Genomic DNA, 25,538 nt, shown 5'->3' with positions numbered 1-25,538 from the left:
GACGTACGGGGAGGCGGGCCGCTTCGGTGGCGTACCGCGGGGCGCCCTGCGCGGAGGCACGGGCATCAGGCGGGCGTAAACCCTCAGCCGTCAGGCCCTGGCCGTCAGGCCCTGGCCGTCAGGCCCTGGCCGTCAGCCCTCAGCCGTCAGTCCTCAGCCGTCAGCCCCGGCCCCTCAGTGCGGGCCGTCCGCCGACGGGCGTCCTGCGCGGGCGGCGCGTCAGCCCTGGGCGTTCAGGATCTCGCGGGCGAGCTTGGCGGTCTCGGTCGGCGTCTTGCCGACCTTGACGCCGGCGGCCTCCAGGGCCTCCTTCTTCGCCTGCGCGGTGCCGGACGAGCCGGACACGATGGCGCCGGCGTGGCCCATGGTCTTGCCCTCGGGCGCGGTGAAGCCGGCGACGTAGCCGACGACCGGCTTCGTCACGTTCGCCTTGATGAAGTCGGCCGCGCGCTCCTCCGCGTCGCCGCCGATCTCACCGATCATGACGATCAGCTCGGTCTCCGGGTCGGCCTCGAAGGCCTCCAGGGCGTCGATGTGGGTGGTGCCGATGACCGGGTCGCCACCGATGCCGACGCACGACGAGAAGCCGAGGTCGCGCAGCTCGTACATCATCTGGTAGGTCAGCGTGCCGGACTTCGACACGAGACCGATCTTGCCCGGCTTGGTGATGTCGCCGGGGATGATGCCCGCGTTCGACTGGCCCGGCGTGATGAGGCCGGGGCAGTTGGGGCCGATGATGCGGGTCTTGTTGCCCTTGGCCTTCGCGTACGCCCAGAAGGCGGCGGAGTCGTGGACGGCGATGCCCTCGGTGATGACGACCGCGAGGGGGATCTCCGCGTCGATGGCCTCGACGACGGCGGCCTTCGCGAAGGCCGGCGGCACGAAGAGGACGGAGACGTCGGCGCCCGTCTTCTCCATCGCCTCGGCGACCGAGCCGAAGACCGGGACCTCGGTGCCGTCGAAGTCGACGGTCGTGCCGGCCTTGCGCGGGTTCACGCCGCCGACGATGTTGGTGCCGTCACCGAGCATGAGCTTGGTGTGCTTCATGCCCGTGGCGCCGGTCATGCCCTGGACGATGACCTTGCTGTCCTTGGTGAGGAAGATAGCCATGGTGTGTCTGTGACCTCGTCCCTTTTACTTCGCAGCCGCGAGCTCGGCGGCCTTGTCGGCCGCGCCGTCCATGGTGTCCACGCGCTGCACGAGCGGGTGGTTGGCGTCCGACAGGATCTTGCGACCCAGCTCCGCGTTGTTGCCGTCGAGGCGCACGACCAGGGGCTTGGTGACGTCCTCGCCCTTGGACTTGAGCAGCTCCAGGGCCTGCACGATGCCGTTGGCGACCTCGTCGCAGGCGGTGATGCCGCCGAAGACGTTGACGAACACGGACTTGACGTCCGGGTCGCCGAGGATGATCTCCAGGCCGTTCGCCATGACCTCGGCGGAGGCGCCGCCGCCGATGTCCAGGAAGTTGGCCGGCTTCACGCCGCCGTGCGCCTCACCGGCGTACGCGACGACGTCCAGGGTGGACATGACCAGGCCCGCGCCGTTGCCGATGATGCCGACCTCGCCGTCGAGCTTGACGTAGTTGAGGCCCTTCGCCTTGGCGGCGGCCTCGAGCGGGTTGGCGGCGGCCTTGTCCTCCAGCTCCTCGTGCCCGGGCTGGCGGAAGTCGGCGTTGGCGTCCAGGGAGACCTTGCCGTCGAGGGCGAGGACGTCACCGGAGGCGACCTTCGCGAGCGGGTTGACCTCGACGAGGAGGGCGTCCTCCGCGACGAACGTCTTCCACAGGGTCACCATGACCTCGGCGACCTTCTCGGCGACCTCGGCCGGGAACTTCGCCTGGGCGACGATCTCGCGGGCCTTCTCGATCGTCACGCCCTCGTTGGCGTCGACCGGGACCTTCGCGAGGGCCTCGGGCTTGGTGGCCGCGACCTCCTCGATGTCCATGCCGCCCTCGACGGACGCCATGGCCAGGAAGGTGCGGTTCGTACGGTCGAGGAGGTACGAGACGTAGTACTCCTCGACGATCTCCGGCGCGGTCTCGGCGATCATGACCTTGTGGACCGTGTGGCCCTTGATGTCCATGCCGAGGATCTGCTGGGCCTTCTCGACCGCGTCCTGCGGGTCGGCGGCCAGCTTGACGCCGCCGGCCTTGCCGCGGCCGCCGACCTTGACCTGCGCCTTGACGACCGACTTGCCGCCCAGCCGCTCCGTCGCCTCGCGCGCCGCCTCAGGCGTGTCGATGACTTCACCGGCCAGCACCGGTACACCGTGCTTGGCGAAGAGGTCCCTCGCCTGGTACTCGAACAGGTCCACGCGCGTCCGTCCCTTTTCTGGTGATCGCGGTTCGTTGTCATGCGTGGGCGTGCCGCGCGCCCGTCTGGCGGGCGGAGGGCAACGTGACTGCTCTGTCACAAGGGAGGCGTACACGGTGTCCGTGGACGCGGCATGTCCGTCTCGCAGGTTATCCCCGGAGGCGGTGCGGCCCTAAATCGCAGATCACACCCGAGCGGTGATACCCGTCACAGACCGCAACCCTTTCCGGGGCCTCCGGACCCCGCCGCGACCGCCCTGTCCTGCGGATTTCGCGGCGCGCACCGGCCGGAGGCCGCCCGCGGGCCGCCGGTCGGCCACCCGACGGGCGCCCGGTAGGCATCCGGCGGGCACCCGGCGGTGGGAACCGGCCGCCCGCCGGTCGGTGACGGCCGCCGACCCGGCCACCGCCGAGCCGCCCTTCACTCTCCGCCCACCCCCGGTTGCGGGGTGTGACGCCGCTGTGCAGGCTGGACCCGTGCCGTGCGCCGCCGGCAGCCGGTCCGGCGCGCGGGCCGCCCACCGCTTGGGTCCGCTCGGCGGTCGGACCGGTGGTCGGCCCGGCGGTCCACCCGATGCGCAGGAGGCAGTCGTGCAGAGAAGGTTCCCCCTCGTCGCGGTGACCGGACTGGCCGCGCTCGCGCTGGCCGCCACCGGCTGCGGCGACTCGGACGGCGACGGCGAGCCCGCCGCCACCGTCACGGCGACCGCGACGGTCACCGGATCGCCCACCGGTTCGCCCACCGGTTCGCCCACCGCCACCGGATCCCCGACGGCCTCCCCCACCGGGCGGACGAGCAGCCCGGCGGCGGGGGAGAGCACCGGCCCCGTCCGCGCGTACCCCGGCGCCGACGTCGTCACCGAGGCCCCGGGCTTCGCGATGCTGCGCACCGACGACCCGGTGAAGGAGGTCGGCCAGTTCTACATCAAGCTCCTCCAGGACGAGGGCTGGGACATCACCTCCAAGTACGAGGGGGACACCAGCGTCCACCTGCTGGCCCGCAAGGACGGCCAGGGCCTGACCGTCCAGGTCAGCCCGACCGGCTCCGGGACGACGGTCTCGATCTCCTACTACGAGGTCTGAGCCGGCCGCTCAGGCCACGTCCGGGACGGGCAGCGGGCGCTTCTCCAGGGCCGCCGCCATCACCTCCGGGAACAGGTCCGGGGTGCAGGCGAAGGCCGGGGCGCCCAGGGCGGCCAGGGCCGCCGCGTGCTCGCGGTCGTACGCGGGCGCGCCCTCGTCGGAGAGGGCGAGCAGCGCCACGAACTGCACCCCGGCCGCCTTCATCGCCGCTACCCGCTTCAGCATCTCGTCGCGTATGCCGCCCTCGTAGAGGTCGCTGATCAGCACGACCACGGTGTCGGCGGGCCGGGTGATCTGCGACTGGCAGTAGGCGAGCGCCCGGTTGATGTCCGTGCCGCCGCCGAGCTGGGTGCCGAACAGCACGTCCACCGGGTCGTCGAGCTGATCGGTGAGGTCCACCACCGCCGTGTCGAAGACGACGAGCCGGGTGGCGATGGACCGCATCGACGCCAGGACCGCGCCGAACACCGACGCGTACACGACCGACGCCGCCATCGAACCGGACTGGTCGATGCAGAGCACGACCTCCTTCTTCACGGCCTGCGAGGCCCGCCCGTAACCGATCAGCCGCTCCGGGACGACCGTGCGGTACTCGGGGAGGTAGTTCTTGAGGTTGGCCCGGATGGTGCGGTCCCAGTCGATGTCCCGGTGCCGGGGCCGGCTGACGCGGGCGCTGCGGTCGAGGGCCCCGGTGAGGGTCGCGCGGGTGCGCGTGGCGAGGCGCTTCTCCAGGTCGTCCACCACCTTGCGGACGACCGCCCGCGCCGTCTCCCTGGTCGTCTCCGGCATGGCCTTGTTGAGGGAGAGCAGCGTGCCCACCAGGTGCACGTCCGCCTCGACGGCCTCCAGCATCTCCGGCTCCGTCAGCAGCGCCGAGAGGCCGAGCCGGTCGATGGCGTCGCGTTGCATGACCTGGACGACGGAGCTGGGGAAGTACGCGCGGATGTCGCCGAGCCAGCGCGCGACCGACGGCGCCGACCCCCCGAGCCCGGCGGACCGGTCACGCCGGCCCCGCCGGTCGGCGTCGCTCCCCGAACCGCCGTACAGGGCGCTCAACGCGCCGTCCATGGCCGCGTCGGTGCCCGTGAGCGTGTGGCCCGTGCCGTCCGCCGCTCCCCCGCCGAGCACCAGGCGCCAGCGCCGCAGCCGCTCGTCTCCGTCGGGCGCCGCCACGGCCCCCGCGCCGCCTCCCGCGAACCGTTCGCCGCCTGCCGTCACGTCCACCGGACCCCCCGCCCGCTCCTCGCCGTCCAGCACCGCCCGCTCCTCACCGTCCAGCACCCCCTGCGCCCCGAATCCCGCCTGCTCGGCACCGTCCACCACCGCCCGCACCCCGAATCCCGCCCGCTCCTCGCCGTCCGCCGGCGCGTGCGCGCCGGTCTCCGCCCGCTCGGCGCCGCCTGCCGTCGCTGTCATCCCGGCACCCCCGCGCACTCCTCCTCGGTCGGCTGCCGGTGTCCCAGCAGCAGGTCCAGCACGGGCAGCACCGCGTCGGCACGGGCCGCGTCGAGGCCGGGCCCGAAACCGGGCGCGCCCTCACCCGCGGGCGCGGTCCCGCCGCCCCCGGCGGGACCGCGCCGGACCAGTTCGCCCAGCGTGCGGCGCACACCCGGCTCGTACGCGCCGAACGTGCGCCGCAGCAGGGGCAGCACGTCCGTGAACGCCTCGGCGGGCACGGCCGTCAGCCACGCGTCGACCAGGGCGAGCAACCGCTCGTCGTGGACGAGCAGCAGGCCCCCCGAGCCGTCGCCACCCGCACCGGCGAAGCCCTCGACCCAGGCGGCGGCGTCCGCGGGCGCCGTGCCGGGTGACAGGGCGAGGCCCATCAGGCGAGCCGCCTCGTCCTCGGCGAGCCGCCCGTCGTCGAGCAGCAGGCGCGCGGCCCGCCCGCGCAGGGTGCCGGGGACGGCGTCGCGGCGCGCGAGCCTCTCCAGCACGTCCGCCCACCTCGCCACGACCCCCTCGGCCCCCGTACCCGAACCGGTGGCGGGGCCGGTGACCGAGTCGGCGGTCGGGCCGGCGGTCGGGCCGGTGCCGGTGCCCCTGCCGTCGGCCGAGTCCGAGCCCCCCTCCGTACCGGCGGCGCCCCCGCCCGTGTCCGGGAGCAGCCGGATCGCCGTGTGGACCGCGTCGACGTGGCCGCGCATCTCGGCGGCGCCGTCCGCGTCGAGCCCGGCGCAGGCCGGCGGCAGGCCGACGCAGACGCGCAGGGCCAGGCCCGTGGCGACCTCCGCGAGCGCTGCCGTCTCCGTGCCCCGCACGTCGCCGTAGCGCAGGGCGCGGGCGAGGGCGGGCAGGGCGCCGGCGAGGCGGCTCACGTCGGTGTCGACGGCGGCGCGGTCCGCGAGGGCCTTCATGACCAGCGGAAGCGCCTCGGGCAGGTCCGCGAGGAGGCACCGCTCGGCGAGGGCGGTGATGTCGGCGAGGGCCGTGGCGGACGCGGCCTCCGACACCGCCTTCGCCGTGGCGGCGGACAGCACCGTGGTCCCCCACGCTCCGGCCTCCGCGACCCGTACGCGCAGCTCCGGCTCCCAGCGCAGCCGCCAGCTCTCCCGGAACGTGCCCGTCCCGCGGGCCCGCTCCGGCGCGCCCCACTCGACGCCGAGCAGGCGCAGCCGGTGCAGGAGGCGGCTGCGGGCCGCGTCGGTGTCCTTGCGCAGGTCGAGGTCGACCTCCCGCTCGGCCGCCTCGGGCTTGAGCCGCAGGCTCCGCTGGAGGCGGTCGAGGTCCCGCTGGAGCGGTACGGCGGGCGCCCCCTCGGGCACCTCGCCCAGGACGTCCCCGACGACGAGCCGGTCGCGGATCAGGGCGAGCGGCACGTCGGAGCCGTCGCACATGACCGCGCGGACGGCGTCGGTCGTCTCGGAGAGCCCCGCGAGCGGGCGCCCGCGCATCGCGGCGAGGGACCCGGCGAGCCGGACGGCCTCGATGACGTGGGCGGTGGACACGGCGTGGTCCTCGTCGCGCAGCAGCCCGGCGGCCTTCGTCATCCACCGCTCGACGGGCCGGTCCGGGACGGCGAACAGGTGCCCGTACCAGCCGGGCGAGTCGATGCCGGCGCCGTACCCGGAACGGCGGGCGAGGCGGCGGTGCGTCCAGGGGACCCACGTCGTCTCCGCCCGCACCTTCGGCAGGCCCTTGAGGAGGGCGCGGTCGGCGGTCACCGTGTGCTTGGCGGCGAGCGCCGGGACGTGCCAGGCGCCGCAGACGACGGCGACGGCGTCGCCGTGCTCCTTGCGCGCGGCGCGCAGCCGCAGGCGCATGTGCGCCTCGCGGACGGGGTCGCGGGCGGTGCCGCCGTGGCCGTACGTCTCGCGCAGCGCCGTCATGGCCTCGGCGACGGCCGCGAACGGGGCGAGCGGGTCGCCCGTGCCCGCGGCGCGGTGCTCGACGGCGTCCTCCCACCAGCGCTCCGGGTCGTCGTACCCGGCGGTCTCGGCGAGCACGGCGAGGGGGTCGACGCGCAGCCCCGGCCGCGGCCCCCGACCCGGCGCCCGGCCCGGCTCGCCCTGGCGGCCCGGATCCCGGCCCGGCCCGTCGCGCCTCACGTCGGCGGACTGCTCGCCGGAGTCGTCGCCGCCCTCGTCGTCCTCCTCGTCGGACCACGTGGGGTCGCCCATCATGGCGAGCGAGTGGGCGGCCGGCAGGTCGAAGAAGTGGACGGCCGCGCCGTGGTCAAGCGCCCAGCGGACGGCCACCCACTCGGGGGAGAAGGCGGCGAACGGCCAGAACGCGGCCCGGCCGGGGTCGTCCACGGCGTGCGCCAGCAGGGCCACGGGCGGGCGCATCCGCGCGTCGGCGGCGAGCGGCAGCAGCGCGTCCGCCTCCGGCGGGCCCTCGATCAGCACGGCGTCGGGGCGGGCCGCGTCCAGGGCGGCCCGTACCGCGCGTGCGGACCCCGGCCCGTGGTGGCGCACCCCGAGCAGCAGGGGTCCGGTCACGCCGACACCTCCCGGCAGGCGCGGTAGAAGTCCTTCCAGCCGTCCCGCTCGCGGACGACGGTCTCCAGGTACTCCTGCCAGACGACGCGGTCGGCTGCCGGGTCGCGGACGACGGCGCCCAGGATGCCGGCGGCGACGTCGGCGGGACGCAGCACGCCGTCGCCGAAGTGGGTCGCCAGGGCGAGCCCGTTGGTGACGACGGAGATGGCCTCGGCGGTGGAGAGCGTGCCGGACGGGGACTTGAGTCTGGTGCGCCCGTCGGTGGTGACGCCGTCGCGCAGCTCGCGGAAGACGGTGACGACGCGGCGGATCTCGTCGATGCCGTCGGGCGCGCCGGGCAGGTCCAGGGAGCGGCCGATCTGCTCGACGCGGCGGGAGACGATGTCCACCTCCGCCTCCGGCGTCGCGGGGAGCGGCAGGACCACCGTGTTGAAGCGGCGACGCAGGGCGCTCGACAGGTCGTTGACGCCGCGGTCGCGGTCGTTGGCCGTGGCGATGAGGTTGAAGCCCCGCACGGCCTGCACCTCCTGGCCCAGCTCCGGGACGGGCAGCGTCTTCTCGGAGAGGATCGTGATGAGCGTGTCCTGGACGTCGGCGGGGATGCGGGTCAGCTCCTCGACGCGGGCCGTCATGCCCTCGGCCATGGCGCGCATGACGGGGCTGGGCACGAGGGCTTCGCGGCTGGGGCCGTGGGCGAGGAGGCGGGCGTAGTCCCACCCGTACCGGATGGCTTCCTCGGGCGTGCCGGCCGTGCCCTGGACGAGGAGCGTCGAGTCGCCGCTGACGGCCGCCGCGAGGTGCTCCGACACCCATGTCTTGGCCGTGCCGGGCACGCCGAGCAGGAGCAGCGCGCGGTCGGTGGCCAGGGTGGTGACGGCGACCTCCACGATGCGGCGCGGTCCGACGTACTTGGGTGTGATCACCGTGCCGTCGGGGAGCGTGCCGCCGAGCAGGTAGGTGGCGACCGCCCACGGGGAGAGCCGCCAGCGCTCCGGGCGCGGCCGGTCGTCGGCCGCGGCGAGCGCCTCCAACTCATGGGCGAACGCGTCCTCCGCGTGCGGCCGCAGCACCTCGGCCTCGGCCTCGGGACGGGCTTGCGCGTCGGTCGCGGAACCGGCTCGGGCGTGGTCTGCCTCGGTGGTCGCGGGCACGGTCATGGGATCCCCCTCCAGATCGTTCGATTCGTTCGACCGGGTCTGGAATCCACCGTGCACCACGCCACTGACAATCACTCGTCCGCGCAGGTCGGAGCGCGAACAAGGCCGCAGTCGACGGGCGCTGACGGGGGTGGGGGCGAGTCCGGGCGGGGCGCGTGGGGCTGGGTGGGGGGAGCGCAAGGCCGGGTGGGGACGAGTGGGGCCGGGTGGGCCGGTGGCCGTGAGCCCGGTGCCGGTGAGCGGAGGGCTGGAGGGCCGTTGCCGGTGGACTGTGGGCCGGTGCCGACGGCCCGTTGACCGGTGCCGACGGCCGGTGGGCGGTGCCGACGGCCGGTGGGCGGTGGGCGGTGCCGACGGCCGGTGGGCGGTGTCTCCGGGGCTGGGGGGAGGGGCCCGTGGGCCGGTGCCGACGGACCGGTACCGGCGGGGCCGTGGGCCGCCCCGCGTCGTGCGGGGCGGCCGGAGTGCCGGGCGCCCGGGTGACCCGGACTCTGGGTCCGGGTCACCCGGACGCCGAATTCCGGGCTGAGCCGGACGCCGGGTCCGGGGTCACCCGGACACCGGGTCCGGGGTGCCGGGGGCAGGCCCCGAGGGCCCCGGTCAGTCGGCGATCGGGGAGATCGCCACGCAGCTGAGCGTGGCGCCCGCGCCCTTGCCGGTGGCCTCCTTCAGCACCTTGCCCTCGTGGGTGATCTTGCAGGTGGCCTCGGCGCCGCCCTGGATGGCGACCGGCGTGACGAGCGGCGCCTCGATGCCCTTGAGCGTGACCGTCTTGGTCCACGGGAGGGTCGGCTTCTCCACGGTCTCGAGCTTCGGGTTCATCGCGTCGCCCCCGCCGCCGTTGTAGCTGATCGACTCGATGCCCGAGCCGGTCACCTCGTACGTCACCTGGTACGTCTCGTTCATCGCGTTGTCGACGCGCTCGGCGGCCTCGTCGGCCGCCTGCGAGCAGGCGCCCAGGGCGAGCGCGAGGCCCGCGGCGGCCAGGGCGGCGACGGCGGACCGGCTGATGCGGTTCATGGGATTCCCCCCGGAGTTCGTGTGTGGTGGGACAACGGTACGAGCGCGGTGCGCCCGCTCCCCCGGCGGGTCCGGGACGCCGCGGGCCCGGCCGGACGGGGCCGCGTGCCGGCGTCGTTGTCAGTGGCGGGTCCTACGGTCGGTGGCATGACTGATCAGGGGGTGCGCTGGACGGCGGAACAGGTGCTGGCTCTGGCTCCCGACGCCGCCTCGCGCAAAGCGGGAAGCAAGCTGGGCGCCGCCGGGCCGTGGTCCGCGACCGGGTGCGGCGAGGGCGGCGCGGTGTGGGGGCTGTGCAGAGGCAGCGGGAGCAGGCCGTACCAGACGGTGGTGGACATCGCGGGCCCGGCGTACAAGTGCAGTTGCCCGAGCCGGAAGTTCCCGTGCAAGCACGCGCTCGGGCTGCTGCTGCTGTGGGCCGCCGACCCGGGCGCCGTGCCGGCGGGGGCGGAGGCCCCGGAGTGGGTGCGGTCGTGGCTGGAGAGCCGGGGGGCTCGGGCGCGGGCTGTGCGGCAGCGCGAGGCCGCGGGCGGGACGGCCGACGAGGAGGCGGCGCGGCGCCGCGCGGCGGCCAGGGCGGCCCGTGCCACGGCGGGTGCGGAGGAGCTGGAGCAGCGCCTGGCGGACCTGGTGCGCGGCGGCCTGGCCTCCGCCGGGCAGGCGGGGTACGGGCTGTGGGAGGAGACGGCCCGCCGCATGGTGGACGCCCAGGCGCCGGGCCTGGCCGCGCGGGTGCGGGAGCTGGGCGCGATACCGGCTTCCGGTCCGGGCTGGCCGGCGCGGCTGCTGGAGGAGAGCGCGCTGACGCACCTGCTGGACCGGGCGTGGCTGGGCGTCGACCGGCTCCCGGAGCCGCTGGCGGCGACGGTCCGGACCCGCGTGGGACTGCCGGTGCCGGGGCGCGGCCCGGCCGTGCGGGACCGGTGGCTGGTCCTCTCCCAGTACGACACCTCCGACGGCCGGCTGACGACCCGCCGCATCTGGCTGTACGGGCGGGAGTCGGGGCGCACGGCGCTGCTGCTGTCGTTCGGGGCCGCCGGGCGGGCGCCGGACCTGGCGCTCGCGGTGGGGCTGGTCATCGACGCGGAGCTGTTCCCCCACCCCGGGGCGGGGCAGTTGCGGGCGGAGCTGGGCGAGAGGTTCGCCGCCCCCGTGCCGGGTGAGGCGCCGCCGCCCGGCGGGACGGTCGAGGACGCGCTGGACGCGTACGGGCTGGCGCTGCGGGACGATCCGTGGCTGGACTCGTGGCCGGTGACGCTGCGGGACGTGGTGCCGGTGCCCGCGGCGGAGGGCTGGCAGCTCGCCCAGGCGGACGGGGCCGCGGCACTGCCGGTGACCGGGTCGGCGACGGCCGGGGCGGGGCTGTGGCGGCTGGCGGCGGTGTCGGGCGGCGGGCCGGTCACCGTGTTCGGCGAGTGCGGGCACCGGGGGTTCACGCCGCTGGCCGCCTGGTCGCCGGACGCCCCCGGCACGGTATCGCTCACCTGACGGATCGAGGAGCAGACGACATGACCACGATGAGCTGGGAAGACCTCGTCACGTCGGCCCTCCTGGGCACGGACCGCCGCCCCCTCCCGCCCGGGGCCCGTACCCGGCCGCCCGCTGCCGGGGCCACCGCCCCGCAGGGGCCCCGGCAGCGGGGCGCCACGGCTGAGGGCACCGGGGCCTTGGACGCCGGAGCCGTGGACGCGGGGGACGGGCATGCGGGAGCCGTGGACGCGGGGGACGGGCATGCCGGAGCCGTGGACGCCAGGACCGAGGGCACCGGTAAGGAGGGCACCCGTAGGCAGGGCACCGGCCCCGGGAGCACCGGGCAGCCCCTGGACCCGCCGCTCGCGCTGCTGGGCGCGGCGGCCGTGCAGACCGTGCGGCGGCGGGCCGGGCTCGTCCCGGCCGTCGCCGCGCCCCTGCCGCCGCCCGCGCCGGGCGACGCGCGGCCTCCGCTCCCCGAGGCCGCCGCGCGGCGACTGGCGCAGCTCCTCGCGGACCGGCCGTCGGCGGGCGGGGGCGGTCGCCGGGGCGCCGCCCCGGACCTGACGGAGCTGCTGCCGCAGTGGCTGGCCGCCGCCGACGCGTACGGCTACCGGGCGCCCGCCGCGGCCCTGCCCGCCCTGCTCGACGCGGCGCGGTCCCGTACCGATCTGCGCCCGCAGGCCCTGGCGTTCGGTGGGCCGCGCGCGCTGTGGCTGGCCGGGTTCAACCCGGAGTGGAGGTTCGCCCTGCGCGGGGCGTCCGGAGGCACGGCGCTGCCCGCGCCCGAGGACTCAGGGGGCGTGCGGCGGCTGTGGGAGGAGGGCCTGTTCGCGGAGCGGGTCGCGCTGCTGGGGGCCGTACGGGCGCACGACCCGGGCGCGGCCCTGCGGCTGCTGGCCTCGACGTGGGCGAAGGAGCGGGCCGAGGACCGGCTGATGTTCCTCGACTCGCTGCGCACGGGCCTGTCCCCGGCCGACGAGGAGTTCCTGGAGGGCGCGCTGTCGGACCGGAGCCGCAATGTGCGTTCCGCGGCGGCGGAGCTGCTGTCGGCACTGCCCGGCTCGGCGTACGCGGCGCGGATGGCCGCGCGGGCGGCGAGCTGCGTGGGCCTCGACCACACGGCGGGGCAGCCGACGGTCGCGGTGGAGGCGCCGCACGAGTGCGACGCCGCGATGCAGCGCGACGGTGTCGTACCGCAGCCGCCGGCCGGCCGGGGCAAGCGGTCCTGGTGGCTGGGCCAGCTCGTGGAGGCGGCGCCGCTCGCGGTGTGGGGGGAGCGGCTCGGCGGGCGGACGCCCGAGGAGGTCGTCGCCCTGCCGGTGGCGGACGACTGGCGGGACGAGCTGCACGCCGCGTGGTGCAGGGCGGCGGTGCGGCAGCGGGACGCGGCGTGGTCGCGGGTGCTGCTGGGCCCGGCGTCGGCACCGCCCTCGGCAGGGCCCGGCGCCGCGTCGTCGGCGGCGCTGCTGTCGACGCTGCCGGACGGCGAGCGGGCGGAGTGGGTGGCGGCGTTCGTCGCGTCGCACGGCCTGCCGGAGGCCTTCCAGCTGCTCGGCGTGTGCGCGGTGCCGTGGTCGGGGGCGCTGGGCCGGGCGGTGGTCGACGCGTTGGACGTCGCGCGCGAGGCGGGCGGCTATCCCTGGAGCTTCAGCGGGGTGATGGGGCTGGCGGAGCGGTGCCTCGATCCGGCGGAGGCGGGCCGGCTGGAGTCGATGACGGCGGCGTCGGACGAGGGCGGGGATGCGGCGCCGGGCGCCGGGGGGTACTGGGCGGAGGCGTTCCAGCGGCTGGTCGCGACCCTGCGCCTGCGCGCCGCGATGCACGAGGAGCTGGCGGGCCGGACGGGCTGAGCGGCACCGGACGGAGCCGCCGTGCCAAGGCCGCGCGGCGCCCCGGCCCGCCGTCCCCTGCGGGGCGGCGTCCGACGGGGCGCCGGGCGGCGGGGAGCCCACGGTGGAAGGGCCGTGCGGGGGCGGTCTCCAGCCCCCGGGCGCGGCTCCCGGCACACCCTGGTCCGGGCTGCCGGGCCCCGCTTGGCAGCGCGGCTCCCGGCAGGGCGCTCGACGGGGCACGCGGCGGAGAACGCCCCCGTGGACGGCGACCGGCGCGCGGGCGCCCGGCGGAAAGGCCGCGCGAAGGGCGATCAGCGGGTCACCCGACCGCCCGGACGGGGAAGGCGCCTACCCGACCCGGCCGGTACGGGGAGCGCGACGGACCGGGCACGACGGCAGCGAGGGTCAGCGGGAGAGGCGCTCGGCTGACAGCGCCCAGACGGGCGCGGGCGCGCGGATGGACCACCGGCCGACGGCGGAGTCCCGGCCGCGAGGACGGGACGGGGTAGGGCCGGCGGCGGAGAGGAGGCACGGCCGAGGGCGCGCGAAGGCCGGGCCGGGACGGGGGCCGGCCGGGCACGGGTGCCGGGCCGGGGACGGCGCCCGGCGGGCACGGGTGGGGGCGCCCCGCCGGGGCGCCTTCCCTCACGCCGGGTGGTGTCAGGCCCCGGTCGGCTGGCGGACGTGGGCGTTGACCCAGTCCACGATGGACGCCGTCGTCGCGCCGGGCGTGAAGATCGCGGCGACGCCCTTCTCCTTGAGCGGCGGGATGTCGTCCTCCGGGATGATGCCGCCGCCGAAGACCTTGATGTCCTCCGCGTCGCGCTCCTTCAGCAGCTCCAGCACACGCGCGAACAGCGTGTTGTGGGCGCCGGAGAGGATCGAGAGCCCGATCGCGTCGGCGTCCTCCTGGATCGCGGTGTCCACGATCTGCTCCGGCGTCTGGTGGAGGCCGGTGTAGATGACCTCCATACCGGCGTCACGCAGCGCCCGCGCGATCACCTTCGCACCGCGATCGTGGCCGTCGAGACCCGGCTTGGCCACCACCACGCGGATCGGACCGGTCACACCCATCACTGCCTCCACATGCGTCCCCCGTACCTGTGTGCCGGGGAGGTGAACGAACGTTATCGCCAGCATCCCGCAACCGGCCGTTTCACGGTCAAGAGGGAGGGGGAAATCACACGTGGGCATTGTTCTCCGCGCGTCGTTCCCCATCGGGCGGGCCAGGGGCCGCCGCCGGCGCGCGAGCCGATCCGGAGCCGCGACGAGGTCGTCGTACCCCCGTACCGTCAGCCGCGCGGCAGGGGCGTAGGACGCATCCCCACCCTCGGGCGCGGCCCCGCCCGAGGTGTACGAGGGCCGGAGCCGCCCCTCGCACGCGCCCCTCCGCCTGCCGCCCACCACCGCTGCACCTCCGCGCGCGGCCCGCACGCCCACGCACGCGATCCGCCCCACCGCTTCCGCACGCCCCACGCACGCGATCCGCCCCACCGCTTCCGCATGCGCCCGTCCGCTCCCCGACGCGAGGACCCGCGCCCATGTGAAGCCCATCGCCGCCGCCTTCCGCATGGCTCCGCTCGGGCTTCCGTTTCCGCTCGGGGGTCGCCTTCCGGCCACATGGCCACGGCGTGAAGTCGCCACCACAGATCGAACGTGTTTCGAACGTACGGCCAAGGCTCGGTGTGCGCTCCGCCGAAAGGCGTCCGAATGCCCCGTTCCGTGAGGCGTAAACCCCACCGAAGATTGTCGGTTGCGCATACCGCCGGGTACAGTCGCGCCCACTGCTTCCCCTCCGGGTGCCCGTCAGGGTCGGCCCGGAACTGGTCCTGCTGCCGAGGCGAGAGAGAAGTTGGTGAACGACCAGCACCCCCACGCCGGCTACGTCGGAGACGACGCGTATGCCACGGGCAGCTTCACGACCTACACGACCAGTGAGAACGGCTACGACGGCGGCTACCAGACCGCCGCGTACGGCACCGGGTCCTACGGCACCGGCACCCACGCCCCCGCCTCGTACGACACCGGAGCCCACCAGACGGCCGACCCCCTCTACGGCGGCTACGACGCCGGGCACGGCGGCCAGTACGACACCGCCCAGTGGTCCGACACCACCGCGTCCACCACCTCCGCGTACACCGCCTACGCCGACCCGTCCGCCACATCCGGCCAGTGGGGCGCGGCGAGTTGGAGCCAGGAGCAGGGCGACCAGCAGTACGCGGCCGCGACCGCCCCCACCTACGGGACGACCGGTGAGTGGTACGGCCAGGCCGCCGGCGGCGACGCGTCCGCCCCGGGCGCCTGGGACACAACCGGCACGACGGACACGACCGGTGCATTCGACACCGCCGCATTCGACACCGCCGCGTACGCCCCCGCCTCCTACGAGACCGGCGCCTACGACGCCACCGCGTGGAACCACGCCTCCGAGGAGACCCGCGCCACCGCGGCGTTCGTCCCGGAGCAGTACGACTACTCCCCCGCCGACGACGGCCCGCGGGCCGAGCAGGCGGAGCCCACCGCCGAGGCGGACGGCGACACCGGCACCACCTACGGCGGCGACTCCGACGCGGAGGGCCTCCCGGCCCAACCGGCGGGCGACTTCGCCGAGGACCTCCCCGACGACCTCGACGGCGACGGGCCGTCCACGCAGACCTTCGAGGTGCTCGACGACCTGGGTGGACCCGACGACCGGGAGCACGCGGACGACGCCGACGCGCTCGACGCCCTCGACGAGCCGGTCGCCGTCGCCGCCTCGGCCCGCACGGCCCGCCGCGCCGGCGGCAGCCGCGGCCGGCGCCGCACCCCCGCCCGGCGCTCGGCGCTGCTGACCGTCGCCGTGCCGTCGGCGTGCGTCATGGGCGTCGCCGGGATCGCCGCCGCGTCCGTCAGCGGCCTCACCGGCACCGAGCAGAAGGACGACGGCAAGGCCGTCACCGCCGCCGACCCGGCGTCCGTGAAGCCCGCCGTCGCCAACAGCGCCCTCGACACCCAGCTCGCCGCGCTCGACGCCGAGGCCCTCGACTTCGGCGACCGCGCCAGCCGCACGCAGGAGCGCATCGACCTCAAGGCCCGCCAGGAGGCGGAGCGCAAGAAGCGCGAGGAGGAGGCCAAGCGCCGCGAGGCCATGCGCCCCAAGTTCGCGCTGCCCGTGGCGCTCCGCCAGCTCAGCGCCGGCTACGGCCAGTCGGGCGTCAACTGGATGTCGCTGCACACCGGCATCGACTTCCCCGTCCAGTACGGCACGCCGGTGATGGCCGCGACGGACGGCACCGTGCGGACGCAGTGGAACGGCGCGTACGGCAACATGGTGATCGTCACCGCCAAGGACGGCACGGAGACCTGGTACTGCCATCTGAGCAGCGCCAAGATCCGCTCGGGTTCCGTGAAGGCGGGCGACGTCATCGCCTACTCGGGCAACTCGGGCAACTCCACCGGCCCGCACCTGCACTTCGAGGTCCGGCCGGGCGGCGGCGCCGCGATCGACCCGGAGGCGTGGCTGCGCAGCCACGGCCTCAGCCCCACCGGCTGACCCACCCGCGCAACGCGCCCCCAGGGGCCCACGGGGCCCGCCCGCCCCTGCGGGCCCACGGCGCGACCGCGGCCGGGCCGCCACAGTACCCGCCGGGGCTCACACCCGGAGGTCCCGGCCCCGCAGGCTCGAGCCCCTGCGGGTTCGAGCCCCTGAGGTCCCGGCCCCGCGGGTGCCGGCCCCCGGGACCACCGCACCGGGGGCTCACGTCCGACGGGGCTACAGCTTCTCCACCGGCGCGTAGCGCAGCAGCAGCCGCTTCGGCTTGTCGTCGCCGAAGTCGATCGTCGCCTGGGCGTCGCCGCCCGTGCCCGTCACCGCCGTCACCGTGCCGAGGCCGAACTGGTCGTGCGTGACCCGGTCGCCCACGGACAGCGAGATCACCGGCTTGTCCGCCGCACGGCGCGTGGCGAAGCCGGAGGGGCCCGAGCGGGCGCGGGACGCCGACAGGGACGCGGCCACACCCGACGCCGGGCCCGGCGCGCCGGACGGCGCGGCGGCCGTCCTCCCCGTGCGCTTCCACTCCACGTACTGCGGCGGGATCTCCTCCAGGAACCGCGACGGCGGGTTGTACGCGGGCTGGCCCCACGCGCTGCGCATCGCGGAACGCGTCAGATACAGCCGCTCCCGCGCGCGGGTGATGCCCACGTACGCGAGGCGGCGCTCCTCCTCCAGCTCCTTGGTCTGGCCGAGGGCGCGCATGTGCGGGAAGACGCCGTCCTCCATGCCGGTCAGGAACACGACCGGGAACTCCAGGCCCTTCGCCGTGTGCAGCGTCATCAGCGTGATGACCCCGTCGCCGTCCTCGTCGCCGTCCGGGATCTGGTCCGAGTCCGCGACCAGCGCGACCTGCTCCAGGAACTCCGCGAGCGTGCCCGCGCCCTCGTCCTCGCCGCGCTCCTGCTCGAACTCCAGGGCGACCGCGGCGAGCTCCTGGAGGTTCTCGATCCGCGTCTCGTCCTGCGGGTCCGTCGACGCCTGGAGCTCCGCGAGGTAGCCGGTGCGCTCCAGGACGGCCTCCAGGACCACGGCCGGACCGGCGCCGGACTCGACGACCGTGCGCAGCTCCTCCATGAGGGTGTTGAACCGCTTCACGGCATTCGCCGAGCGGGCCGCCATGCCGTACGCCTCGTCCACCCGCTTCAGGGCCTGCGGGAAGGTGATCCTCTCGCGCAGGGCGAGGGCCTCGATCATGGCCTCGGCGCGCTCGCCGATGCCGCGCTTCGGCACGTTGAGGATGCGGCGCAGGGGGACGGCGTCCTCCGGGTTGGCGAGGACGCGCAGGTACGCGAGGACGTCGCGGACCTCCTTGCGCTCGTAGAAGCGGACACCGCCGACGACCTTGTAGGGCAGGCCGACGCGGATGAAGACCTCTTCGAAGACGCGCGACTGGGCGTTGGTCCGGTAGAAGACGGCGACGTCGCCCGCCTTCGCCTCCCCGGCGTCGGTCAGCCGGTCTATCTCGTCGGCGACGAACTGCGCCTCGTCGTGCTCGGTGTCCGCGACGTAGCCGGTGATGCGGGCGCCCTCGCCGGCCTGGGTCCACAGGTTCTTGGGGCGGCGGCTCTCGTTGCGCTCGATGACGGCGTTGGCGGCGGAGAGGATGGTCTGGGTGGAGCGGTAGTTCTGCTCCAGCAGGATCGTCGTCGCGTCCGGGTAGTCCTCCTCGAACTGGAGGATGTTGCGGATGGTCGCGCCGCGGAAGGCGTAGATCGACTGGTCGGCGTCGCCGACGACGCACAGCTCGGCCGGGACCGGGTCGTCGTCGCCGCCCGGCTGGCCGACCAGCTCGCGCACGAGCGTGTACTGCGCGTGGTTGGTGTCCTGGTACTCGTCGACGAGGACGTGGCGGAAGCGGCGGCGGTAGTGCTCGGCGACGTCGGGGAACGCCTGGAGCAGGTGGACCGTCGTCATGATGATGTCGTCGAAGTCCAGGGCGTTGGCCTCGCGCAGCCGCGCCTGGTACATGCGGTAGGCCTCGGCGAGGGTCTTCTCGAAGCCGTCCGTCGCCTGGTCGGCGAAGGTCTCCTCGTCGATGAGCTCGTTCTTGAGGTTGGAGACCTTGGCGCTGAAGGACTTCGGCGGGTACCGCTTCGGGTCGAGGTCCAGGTCGCGGCAGACCAGGGCCATGAGCCGCTTGGAGTCGGCGGCGTCGTAGATCGAGAACGACGAGGTGAAGCCCAGTCGCTTGGACTCCCGGCGCAGGATGCGGACGCACGCGCTGTGGAACGTCATGACCCACATGGCGGAGGCGCGCGGGCCGACGAGCTGCTCGACGCGCTCCTTCATCTCGCCCGCGGCCTTGTTGGTGAACGTGATGGCCAGGATCTGGCCGGGGTGCACGCTCCGGGTGCCGAGGAGGTGCGCGATGCGGTGGGTGAGCACGCGGGTCTTGCCGGAGCCCGCGCCCGCGACGATGAGCAGCGGCGTCCCGTGGTGGACGACGGCGGCCCGCTGCTGCTCGTTCAACCCGTCGAGCAGGGCGCCGGGGTCGACGACCGGACGCGGGGAGCCGTCCCGGTAGTACGGGTCGCGGGCCGGGGGCACGTCGAACTTCCCCTCGAAGAGGTCGTACGGGACCTCCTCCACGGCCGGGGGGACCTCGGAGTCCTCGGGGGGCGGCGGCTCCTCCGCGCGGTGGTCGCGGAGGTCCGCCAGGAAGCTGTCGTCAAAGAGGCTGCTCATCGCCTACCGAGTCTAGGCGGCCCCACTGACAGCCCGGGCCGGAACGCCGCCCCTCGCGGTGCGCCACCGGCCGGTCACGGGCGGCGAGCCGGGTGGCCCCGGACTCGGGGCGCCCGGGGCCACCTCGGGCGCCCACCTGGGCGCCTCGGGGCGCACGCGGGCGCCTGGGGCCGGGGCCGGGCGGGAGCGGCGGGGTCCGGTGCGGGGACGGGGTCCGCCGGCACGGAGGGCGGGCCGACGCGGGGGCGGGGGCCGCCGGCTCGGAAGGCGGTCCAGGCGCGGGGGCGCCCCCGCGCCTGGTCCGGGCGCGGGGGCGGGGCTGTCCGGTCGGGGCGCGGGCGGCCGTCAGGTCCAGAGGGTGGCGATGAAGACGTTCGCCATGGTCAGGGCGCCGACCGCCGCGAAGGCGCCCTTGCCGGCGCGCTCGTCGTCGCGCTTGACGTAGACCAGGCCGAGGATGACCACCAGCAGCGCCAGCTTCACGCCGATCTTGACGTGGTCGAGCGCGGCGCCCTGGGCCTCGTTGAGGCCGACGAGCACCATGCCGGTGACGAGCATGGTCAGCGCGCCGTGGAGCATGGCCGGAACCATGCGGGCCGTGCCCGCGCCGATCGCCTTCATCTGGGTCAGGAAGCCGCCGAGCAGGGCGGCGATGCCGATGACGTGGAGGGCGACGAAGACGTTGATGAGGACGTTCATGGGGCGGAGCCTAGCCGTGGCCCTACCACCGCCCCTCAGGCAGGTCCACCGCTTTCGCCGCAACGGTCACGACCCATGCGGAAGGTGTGATTCCGATTGTCCGATTCCGACTGCGAGTCGTCCCGCAACCGACAGCTGCGGCCACTTCCGGTCACCCCGCCGCCTCTCCCCCGGTCGCACCCCTAGCGTCCTCCTCCGGACGGCCCGGTCCCACCGGTGCCGCCGTCCGCAGCACAGCACCGAAGGGAAGTGAGCGCCCCCGTGGCAGCGCATCGGAAGCCGAGGCCCGCGTTCGGCGCACAGGCGGGCCGCACGGCCGCCACCCTGGCCCTGGCCGGGGCCGCGACCGCCACCGCCTTCGAGGGCCCCGCGCACGCCGACCCGCGCCCCACCGCCACCCAGGTCAGGGCCCAGGTCGACCGGCTCCACCGGGAGGCGGAGGCGGCGACCGAGCAGTACAACGGCGCCAAGGAGCAGGCGGACACGGCACGGGCCCGGATCGACGCCCTGCGCGACGAGGCCGCCCGCCGTACGGAGCGCGTCAACGCCGGGCGGGACGCGCTCGGCGCCACCGCCGCCGCCCAGTACCGCGCCGGCGCGCTGAGCCCGGCCCTGCAGCTGGCGCTCTCCTCCGACCCCGACCGGTACCTGCGGGGCGCCGCGCTCGCCGAGCGGATCGGCGAGCGGCAGGCCGACACGCTGGCGGGCCTGCGCGGCCAGCGCGTCGCCATCGACCGGCTCCGCGCGGAGGCGGGCGACCGGTTCCGCGAGCTGCGGGGCCACGAGGCGGAGCTGCGCCGCCAGAAGGCCGCCGTACAGGACCGGCTGGCCGCCGCGGAGAAGCTGCTGGCCCGCCTCACCGCCGCCGAGCGGGCCGCGTACGAGGCCGCCACGCGCGCGCGGGAGACCGGTACCGCCGGTTCCGGTCCGGGCGGCGGTGCCGGGGCGGGGGCCGACCGCGCCGGCCGGACGGGCGGGGGCGCGCGGACGGCGCCGGCCGGTGTGGGAGCGCCCACCTCGCGCGCGGCGCGGGCCGTCTCGTACGCGTACGGGGCGATCGGCAAGCCGTACGTGTGGGGCGCGACCGGGCCGTCGGGGTACGACTGCTCGGGGCTGGCCCAGGCCGCGTGGCGGGCGGCCGGGGTGTCGCTGCCCCGGACCACCTACTCGCAGATCAACGCCGGGCAGCGGATCTCCCGCGCCCAGCTCGCCCCCGGTGACCTGGTCTTCTTCTATCCGGGCGTCAGCCACGTCGGGATCTACGTCGGCGACGGCCGGATGATCCACGCCCCGCGCACGGGCTCGACGGTCCGGCTCGCGTCCATCGACGACATGCCCTGGGCGGGCGCCACGCGGGTGGCCTGACCCGCCACCGCCCGGCCACCGGACGGGTCCCGGAGCCGGCCGGGCAGGCCCCGCCGGGCACCGCCGTCCGGGCCCCACCGGCCCCCCGCCGCCCGCTGCCGTCCGGGCCCCACCGGCCGGACCCGGACGGCAGCATGGCGCCGGAGGCCGGTCGGGGGTCGGACGGGCATCGGGTGCCAGGCAGCAGCCGGGCGCCACCGGGCCGTTTCCGGGGCAGGCCGGGCAGGCCCCCACCAGTCGGCGGGCAGGCGGTCGCCGCGGCAGCCAGGCGCCGGGCGGCAGCCGGGTTTCGGTCGGGGGGCCTGGTTTCGGTCGGGTGCCGGACGTGGGCCCGCCGAATGCGGTCGGGGGCCGGATGCCGGTCGGCCGGGCGGCCGGTCGGGCGTCGGGTGCCGGTCGGGCGCGAGGCCGCCACCGGTCGCCGCTCGGGCCGGACACCACGGCCGGACGCCGGGCGCCGCCGAGTCGGGCGGGGCCCACGAGGGCACGGCCCCCGGCCCCCGGCCCGCCGGGCGGCGGGCGGCGGTCGGCGGTCGCCCCGGCCGGTCACCGGGGCTGCGGCCAGCCGGTCGGCACGGGGCGGCCACCGGCACCGGGCCGCGGTCGCCGAGCGGCCCTCAGCTGCGGTCAGCGGCCGGGGGTCAGCGCCGCTCGGCCCGCGCCTTCCAGCCGGGCGGTCAGCCAGGTGAAGACGGCGGGGACCTCGGCCGCCCAGGTGGAGGTGCGGTGGCCGCCGGTGACCCGGCGGACCTCCACCCGGGTCGGTGACTGGGCCGCGGCCCGCAGGTCGAGGCCCTGGCGGTACCCGTCGTCGCCGTCGCCGGTCACGAGCAGGTGCAGGCGGGGCGGCGCGGGGGCCTGCCGCAGCAGGGTGAGCGGGTCGTTGGCGCGGCGCAGCGCCGGATCCCTGCCGGTGATCGAGTCGGGTTCGGCGGCCGGGTCGTTGTAGCCGGACATGCTCACCGCGTACCGGTAGCGGTCCGGGTGCGCCACGGCGATCTTCGCCGCGCAGTGGCCGCCGGCCGAGAAGCCCGCGGTCGCCCAGCCGTCGGCGGTGGCGACCGCGCGGAAGTGGTCGGTGACCATCTTGCGCACGTCCACGCTCACCCATGTCGCGGCGTTGACGACGCCGGGCACGTTGGCGCAGCCCGCGTCGGCGTCCCCGAGGAGCTTGGTGCGGGGCGCGACGAGGATGAAGGGGGCCACCGTGCCGTCCCGCATCAACGGCTCCAGCTGCTCGGTGACGCGCAGCCCCGCGAACCACGACGACGGGGTGCCGGGGTAGCCGGAGAACAGCTCCACCACGGGGAACCTGACGTGCCGGTAGGCGGGGTCGTCGTACTGCGGGGGCAGCCACACGTACACCTCGGCGCTGACGCCCGACACCTGGCCCTTGAGGAGCGTGGTGCGGACCCGTCCGTCGGCGACCGCCGAGGCGGGGCGGAAGGACTGCGCGGTCTTCGGCAGGTCGGCGATCCGGCGTCCGCCGAGCCCGTCCCGGCCCAGGTCGGGGGCGGCGGCCACGTGGTCCTCCCGGCCCAGGAGGTCGTCCCAGTCGCTGAACAGGCCGTTGGCGTTGTTCACCGCGACGAGGACCACCAGCATCGCGGTCACCTGGGCGAAGCCGATCATCAGCAGCCGCGCCAGGCCCCGTACGAGGAGCGGACCCCGGACCCGGCTCCACAGCGCGAAGGGGAGCGCGACCGCCAGGACGGCGAGCACGACCGCCGTCACGAGGAAGGGTGTACCCGTCAGGCTCATCACGGCCAGTAGGAGGGCCCGCGGATGCGGCGGGTTGCCACCGCGGTCCACCGATCACGCCACACACCGGCGCATGCCGCCCCAATCCACCGGAACGAGGCCCCCCGAGCCCCTGACGGACCCGGGGACCCGCCCAGGGGCCCGAGGGCCCGCCGAGGGATGGGCCACCGGACTCCGTGGCCCGCCCGCCCAGCTCCGCCCCCGCCCGGGCCACCCGCGACGGGGTCGTCCGGGCCGGGGTCGCCCGGCCCGGGGTCGTCCGGGCCGGGGTCGTCCGGGCCGGGGTCGTCCGGGCCGGGGTCGCCCGGCCCGGGGTCGCCCGGGCCGGGGTCGCCCTCGCTCAGGTCAGCGCGTCTCGCGTCCGACCGCGCCCGGGTCACCGCGCCCGTGTGATCCGCGAAGGCCACCCGCTCCCCGGACCGCCGGACACCCCCGTCCCCGAACCACCCGGCCTCCCCGGCCCGGACCGTCCCGCCCAGACCGCCCCGCCCAGACAGGGGCAGGGGCGCACGGCCGGCCGGCGCCCGCCGCGCTCGCGTCGCCGCCGCGCGGGCGGCGTGTCACACCAGGCGGCGGGCGGTCGCCCAGCGGGTCAGCTCGTGGCGGTTGGACAGCTGGAGCTTGCGGAGCACCGCCGACACGTGCGACTCGACCGTCTTCACCGAGATGAACAGCTGCTTGGCGATCTCCTTGTAGGCGTAGCCGCGCGCGATGAGCCGCAGCACCTCCCGCTCCCGCTGCGTGAGCCGGTCCAGGTCCTCGTCGACGGGCGGCGCGTCGGTGGAGGCGAACGCGTCCAGCACGAACCCGGCCAGGCGCGGCGAGAACACCGCGTCGCCCTCCTGCACCCGGAAGATCGAGGCGATCAGGTCGGCGCCGGTGATGGTCTTGGTGACGTATCCGCGCGCGCCGCCCCGGATGACGCCGATGACGTCCTCCGCCGCGTCGGACACGGAGAGCGCCAGGAACCGCACCGGATCCTCCGGGGCGGCCGTCAGCGCGGCGCAGCGGCGCAGCACCTCGACCCCGCCGCCGCCCGGCAGGTGCACGTCGAGCAGGACCACCTCGGGACGCGCCGCGTGGATGACGGCGACGGCCTGGTCCACGTCGGCGGCCTCGCCGACGACCTCCACCCCGGTCTCGTCCGTGCGGCCGATCTCGGCCTGCACGCCCGTGCGGAACATCCGGTGGTCGTCGACGAGCACCACCCGCACCCGGCGCTCGGCCGTCTCCCCGGCCTCCTGTACGCCCGTCGTCGTCATCCGTCCGTCTCCTCCGCCCTGTCCATCTCCAGTTCGACCTCCGTGCCCTCGCCGGGGGCCGTCCGCACGCGCGCGGAGCCGCCGTTGCGCCGCATCCGGCCGATGATCGACTCCCGTACGCCCATCCGGTCCTCCGGCACGGCGTCGAGGTCGAAGCCGGGCCCCCGGTCCCGTACGGAGACGAAGACCGTGCGGCCCTCCACCTCCGCGTAGACCTGCACGGCTCCGCCCCCGCCACCGTACTTGGCGGCGTTGACCATCGCCTCGCGCGCGGCCTGCATCTGCGCGGCCAGCCGCTCGTCGAGCGGGCAGTCGCCGACGACCACCACCTCCAGCGGCACACCGTGCTTGTCCTCCACCTCGGCGGCGGCCCTGCGGACCGCGTCGGCGACGGTCTCCGGCTCGTCCGCCTCGTCCTTGCCCGTGCCCTCGGGCCGGTACAGCCAGTTCCGCAGCTCGCGCTCCTGGGCGCGGGCGAGGCGGCGGACCTCGGCCGCGTCGTCGGCGCTGCGCTGTATCAGCGTCAGCGTGTGCAGGACGGAGTCGTGGACGTGCGCGGCGACCTCGGCGCGCTCCTGGGCGCGGATGCGCATGGTCCGCTCCTCGGACAGGTCCTGCGACATCCGTATGAGCCAGGGCCCGGCCAGCAGGGCCATGCCGGCGAGCACCGCCATCGCGGCGGTCAGCGCCGTGCCGAGCTGGGCGGCGGAGCCGCGCACCACCAGGAAGACGGTGACGCCCAGGCCGACGAGCGCCACCCCGGCGAGACCCCGCGCGAGCTGGAACAGCCTTTTGCGGCTGCCCGGTTCGGTCCACCGGGCACGGCGGGCGTTGTCCGCCTGACGCCACACCAGGACGACGCCGACCCCGACGAGGAGGGTGGGCCACACGTACCGGTTGGCGTCGCCGCCGAGGTCGACCGTCCCGGCGAAGACGGCCGCGCCGACCAGCAGGGCGATCAGCGCGACGGCCTGGCCCCGGTCGGGCTTGCGCAGGCGGCGGCGCCCGTCCGCGGTGGTCTCGAACAGCGTCCTCGGCTCGCTGGACCGGCCGCCCACGCCGAGCGGTACGGCGATCCAGAACGCCGCGTACAGCAGGACGCCGAGCGGGCCGTGCGCGAGGAACAGTCCGAGGAAGGCGAGCCGCACCCACACGACGGGCAGTCCGAGGTGCCCCGCCAGACCGCGTGCGACGCCGCCGAGCATCCGCCCGTCGGCGCTGCGGTAGAGCTTGCGCACGGGCGGATCGTCGGTGGTCTCGGGCACGCGGACGGCGACTGGCATGCGTCGATCGTCACACGCCTCCGTCCCTCGGGACATCAGGGTCTGCCCTGACCCGGACCCTGACAACGCCCTGGCCCGGCCCCGTGGGACGGGGCCGGGAATATCAGGGTCCGGCCAGGGTCGTCACGGGTGCC

The 25,538-nt window shown here is 75.8% G+C and carries 17 protein-coding genes; 5 read left to right on the top strand and 12 right to left on the bottom strand.

The window, feature by feature from the left end:
- Positions 1–219: 219 nt before the first annotated feature.
- Entirely contained in the window at positions 220–1,110 is an 891-nt protein-coding gene (gene sucD / locus CP974_RS18810) for a succinate--CoA ligase subunit alpha (protein WP_031128682.1), read from the bottom strand.
- Positions 1,111–1,134: 24 nt separating this feature from the next.
- Entirely contained in the window at positions 1,135–2,313 is a 1,179-nt protein-coding gene (gene sucC, locus CP974_RS18805) for an ADP-forming succinate--CoA ligase subunit beta (protein ID WP_031128680.1), read from the bottom strand.
- A 589-nt stretch (positions 2,314–2,902) separates the two neighbouring features.
- Here sucC and CP974_RS29705 point away from each other — a divergent pair.
- A complete protein-coding gene (locus tag CP974_RS29705) occupies positions 2,903–3,394 on the top strand; it encodes a hypothetical protein (RefSeq protein ID WP_159029480.1) in 492 nt (163 codons plus the stop codon).
- A 9-nt stretch (positions 3,395–3,403) separates the two neighbouring features.
- On the opposite strand, the gene CP974_RS18795 is transcribed toward CP974_RS29705, so the two are convergent.
- The 4 genes from CP974_RS18795 to CP974_RS18780 all read right to left on the bottom strand — a co-directional run bounded on the left by CP974_RS18795 (position 3,404) and on the right by CP974_RS18780 (position 9,512).
- Positions 3,404–4,810 (bottom strand): VWA domain-containing protein, encoded by a 1,407-nt coding sequence (locus CP974_RS18795; protein WP_223844524.1) that lies wholly within the window; start codon positions 4,808–4,810, stop codon positions 3,404–3,406.
- Positions 4,807–7,335, bottom strand: coding sequence for a DUF5682 family protein (locus CP974_RS18790; RefSeq protein WP_181018067.1), 2,529 nt, complete (start codon positions 7,333–7,335; stop codon positions 4,807–4,809). Before CP974_RS18790 ends, CP974_RS18795 begins: the two co-directional genes overlap by 4 nt.
- The gene (locus tag CP974_RS18785; protein ID WP_031128673.1) at positions 7,332–8,492 is read right to left on the bottom strand and encodes an ATP-binding protein; all 1,161 of its coding nucleotides are present in this window, start codon (positions 8,490–8,492) and stop codon (positions 7,332–7,334) included. Before CP974_RS18785 ends, CP974_RS18790 begins: the two co-directional genes overlap by 4 nt.
- Before the next feature lie 600 nt (positions 8,493–9,092).
- Positions 9,093–9,512 (bottom strand): MmpS family transport accessory protein, encoded by a 420-nt coding sequence (locus CP974_RS18780; RefSeq protein WP_031129285.1) that lies wholly within the window; start codon positions 9,510–9,512, stop codon positions 9,093–9,095.
- A 147-nt stretch (positions 9,513–9,659) separates the two neighbouring features.
- Between CP974_RS18780 and CP974_RS18775 the strand changes: the two genes are divergently transcribed.
- A complete protein-coding gene (locus tag CP974_RS18775; protein ID WP_223844525.1) occupies positions 9,660–11,000 on the top strand; it encodes an SWIM zinc finger family protein in 1,341 nt (446 codons plus the stop codon).
- 20 nt (positions 11,001–11,020) lie between these two features.
- Positions 11,021–12,835: a DUF5691 domain-containing protein gene (locus CP974_RS18770; protein WP_107426912.1), complete on the top strand. Its 1,815-nt coding sequence runs from the start codon at positions 11,021–11,023 to the stop codon at positions 12,833–12,835.
- 642 nt (positions 12,836–13,477) lie between these two features.
- On the opposite strand, the gene icmB is transcribed toward CP974_RS18770, so the two are convergent.
- On the bottom strand, positions 13,478–13,891 hold the full coding sequence (gene icmB, locus CP974_RS18765) for a coenzyme B12-dependent isobutyryl CoA mutase small subunit (RefSeq protein WP_031129281.1): 414 nt from the start codon (positions 13,889–13,891) through the stop codon (positions 13,478–13,480).
- A 781-nt stretch (positions 13,892–14,672) separates the two neighbouring features.
- Between icmB and CP974_RS18755 the strand changes: the two genes are divergently transcribed.
- Entirely contained in the window at positions 14,673–16,349 is a 1,677-nt protein-coding gene (locus tag CP974_RS18755; RefSeq protein ID WP_031129279.1) for a M23 family metallopeptidase, read from the top strand.
- A 219-nt stretch (positions 16,350–16,568) separates the two neighbouring features.
- Here the strand turns inward: CP974_RS18755 and pcrA are convergent, their stop codons facing one another.
- Both pcrA and CP974_RS18740 read right to left on the bottom strand, forming a co-directional pair.
- Positions 16,569–19,034, bottom strand: a complete 2,466-nt coding sequence (pcrA, locus tag CP974_RS18750) for a DNA helicase PcrA (RefSeq protein ID WP_069977697.1) — start codon at positions 19,032–19,034, stop codon at positions 16,569–16,571.
- 345 nt (positions 19,035–19,379) lie between these two features.
- Entirely contained in the window at positions 19,380–19,733 is a 354-nt protein-coding gene (locus tag CP974_RS18740) for a hypothetical protein (RefSeq protein ID WP_031129277.1), read from the bottom strand.
- Between the two features lie 261 nt (positions 19,734–19,994).
- On the opposite strand from CP974_RS18740, the gene CP974_RS18735 reads away from it, so the two are divergent.
- The gene (locus CP974_RS18735) at positions 19,995–21,098 is read left to right on the top strand and encodes a C40 family peptidase (protein ID WP_031129276.1); all 1,104 of its coding nucleotides are present in this window, start codon (positions 19,995–19,997) and stop codon (positions 21,096–21,098) included.
- 627 nt (positions 21,099–21,725) lie between these two features.
- Here CP974_RS18735 and CP974_RS18730 read toward each other — a convergent pair.
- From CP974_RS18730 to CP974_RS18715, 3 genes are all read right to left on the bottom strand, one after another.
- Positions 21,726–22,859 carry an alpha/beta hydrolase gene (locus CP974_RS18730; RefSeq protein WP_051839037.1) on the bottom strand — a complete coding sequence of 378 codons (1,134 nt, stop codon included), beginning with the start codon at positions 22,857–22,859 and terminating at the stop codon, positions 21,726–21,728.
- A 560-nt stretch (positions 22,860–23,419) separates the two neighbouring features.
- The gene (locus CP974_RS18720; protein WP_031129273.1) at positions 23,420–24,121 is read right to left on the bottom strand and encodes a LuxR C-terminal-related transcriptional regulator; all 702 of its coding nucleotides are present in this window, start codon (positions 24,119–24,121) and stop codon (positions 23,420–23,422) included.
- Positions 24,118–25,404: an ATP-binding protein gene (locus CP974_RS18715; protein ID WP_031129272.1), complete on the bottom strand. Its 1,287-nt coding sequence runs from the start codon at positions 25,402–25,404 to the stop codon at positions 24,118–24,120. Before CP974_RS18715 ends, CP974_RS18720 begins: the two co-directional genes overlap by 4 nt.
- Positions 25,405–25,538 lie beyond the last annotated feature (134 nt).

Source organism: Streptomyces fradiae ATCC 10745 = DSM 40063 (genome assembly GCF_008704425.1).
Classification (GTDB): Bacteria; Actinomycetota; Actinomycetes; order Streptomycetales; family Streptomycetaceae; genus Streptomyces; species Streptomyces fradiae.
This window is presented reverse-complemented; position numbering and strand designations above follow the sequence as displayed.

What these genes read in the sequence shown, in the direction of transcription:
- sucD (WP_031128682.1), bottom strand. Translation starts at nt 1,110, where the DNA reads ATGGCTATCTTCCTCACCAAGGACAGCAAGGTCATCGTCCAGGGCATG.
- CP974_RS18795 (WP_223844524.1), bottom strand. Translation starts at nt 4,810, where the DNA reads ATGACAGCGACGGCAGGCGGCGCCGAGCGGGCGGAGACCGGCGCGCAC.
- CP974_RS18785 (WP_031128673.1), bottom strand. Translation starts at nt 8,492, where the DNA reads ATGACCGTGCCCGCGACCACCGAGGCAGACCACGCCCGAGCCGGTTCC.
- CP974_RS18780 (WP_031129285.1), bottom strand. Translation starts at nt 9,512, where the DNA reads ATGAACCGCATCAGCCGGTCCGCCGTCGCCGCCCTGGCCGCCGCGGGC.
- CP974_RS18775 (WP_223844525.1), top strand. Translation starts at nt 9,660, where the DNA reads ATGACTGATCAGGGGGTGCGCTGGACGGCGGAACAGGTGCTGGCTCTG.
- CP974_RS18770 (WP_107426912.1), top strand. Translation starts at nt 11,021, where the DNA reads ATGACCACGATGAGCTGGGAAGACCTCGTCACGTCGGCCCTCCTGGGC.
- icmB (WP_031129281.1), bottom strand. Translation starts at nt 13,891, where the DNA reads ATGGGTGTGACCGGTCCGATCCGCGTGGTGGTGGCCAAGCCGGGTCTC.
- pcrA (WP_069977697.1), bottom strand. Translation starts at nt 19,034, where the DNA reads ATGAGCAGCCTCTTTGACGACAGCTTCCTGGCGGACCTCCGCGACCAC.
- CP974_RS18740 (WP_031129277.1), bottom strand. Translation starts at nt 19,733, where the DNA reads ATGAACGTCCTCATCAACGTCTTCGTCGCCCTCCACGTCATCGGCATC.
- CP974_RS18730 (WP_051839037.1), bottom strand. Translation starts at nt 22,859, where the DNA reads ATGAGCCTGACGGGTACACCCTTCCTCGTGACGGCGGTCGTGCTCGCC.
- CP974_RS18720 (WP_031129273.1), bottom strand. Translation starts at nt 24,121, where the DNA reads ATGACGACGACGGGCGTACAGGAGGCCGGGGAGACGGCCGAGCGCCGG.
- CP974_RS18715 (WP_031129272.1), bottom strand. Translation starts at nt 25,404, where the DNA reads ATGCCAGTCGCCGTCCGCGTGCCCGAGACCACCGACGATCCGCCCGTG.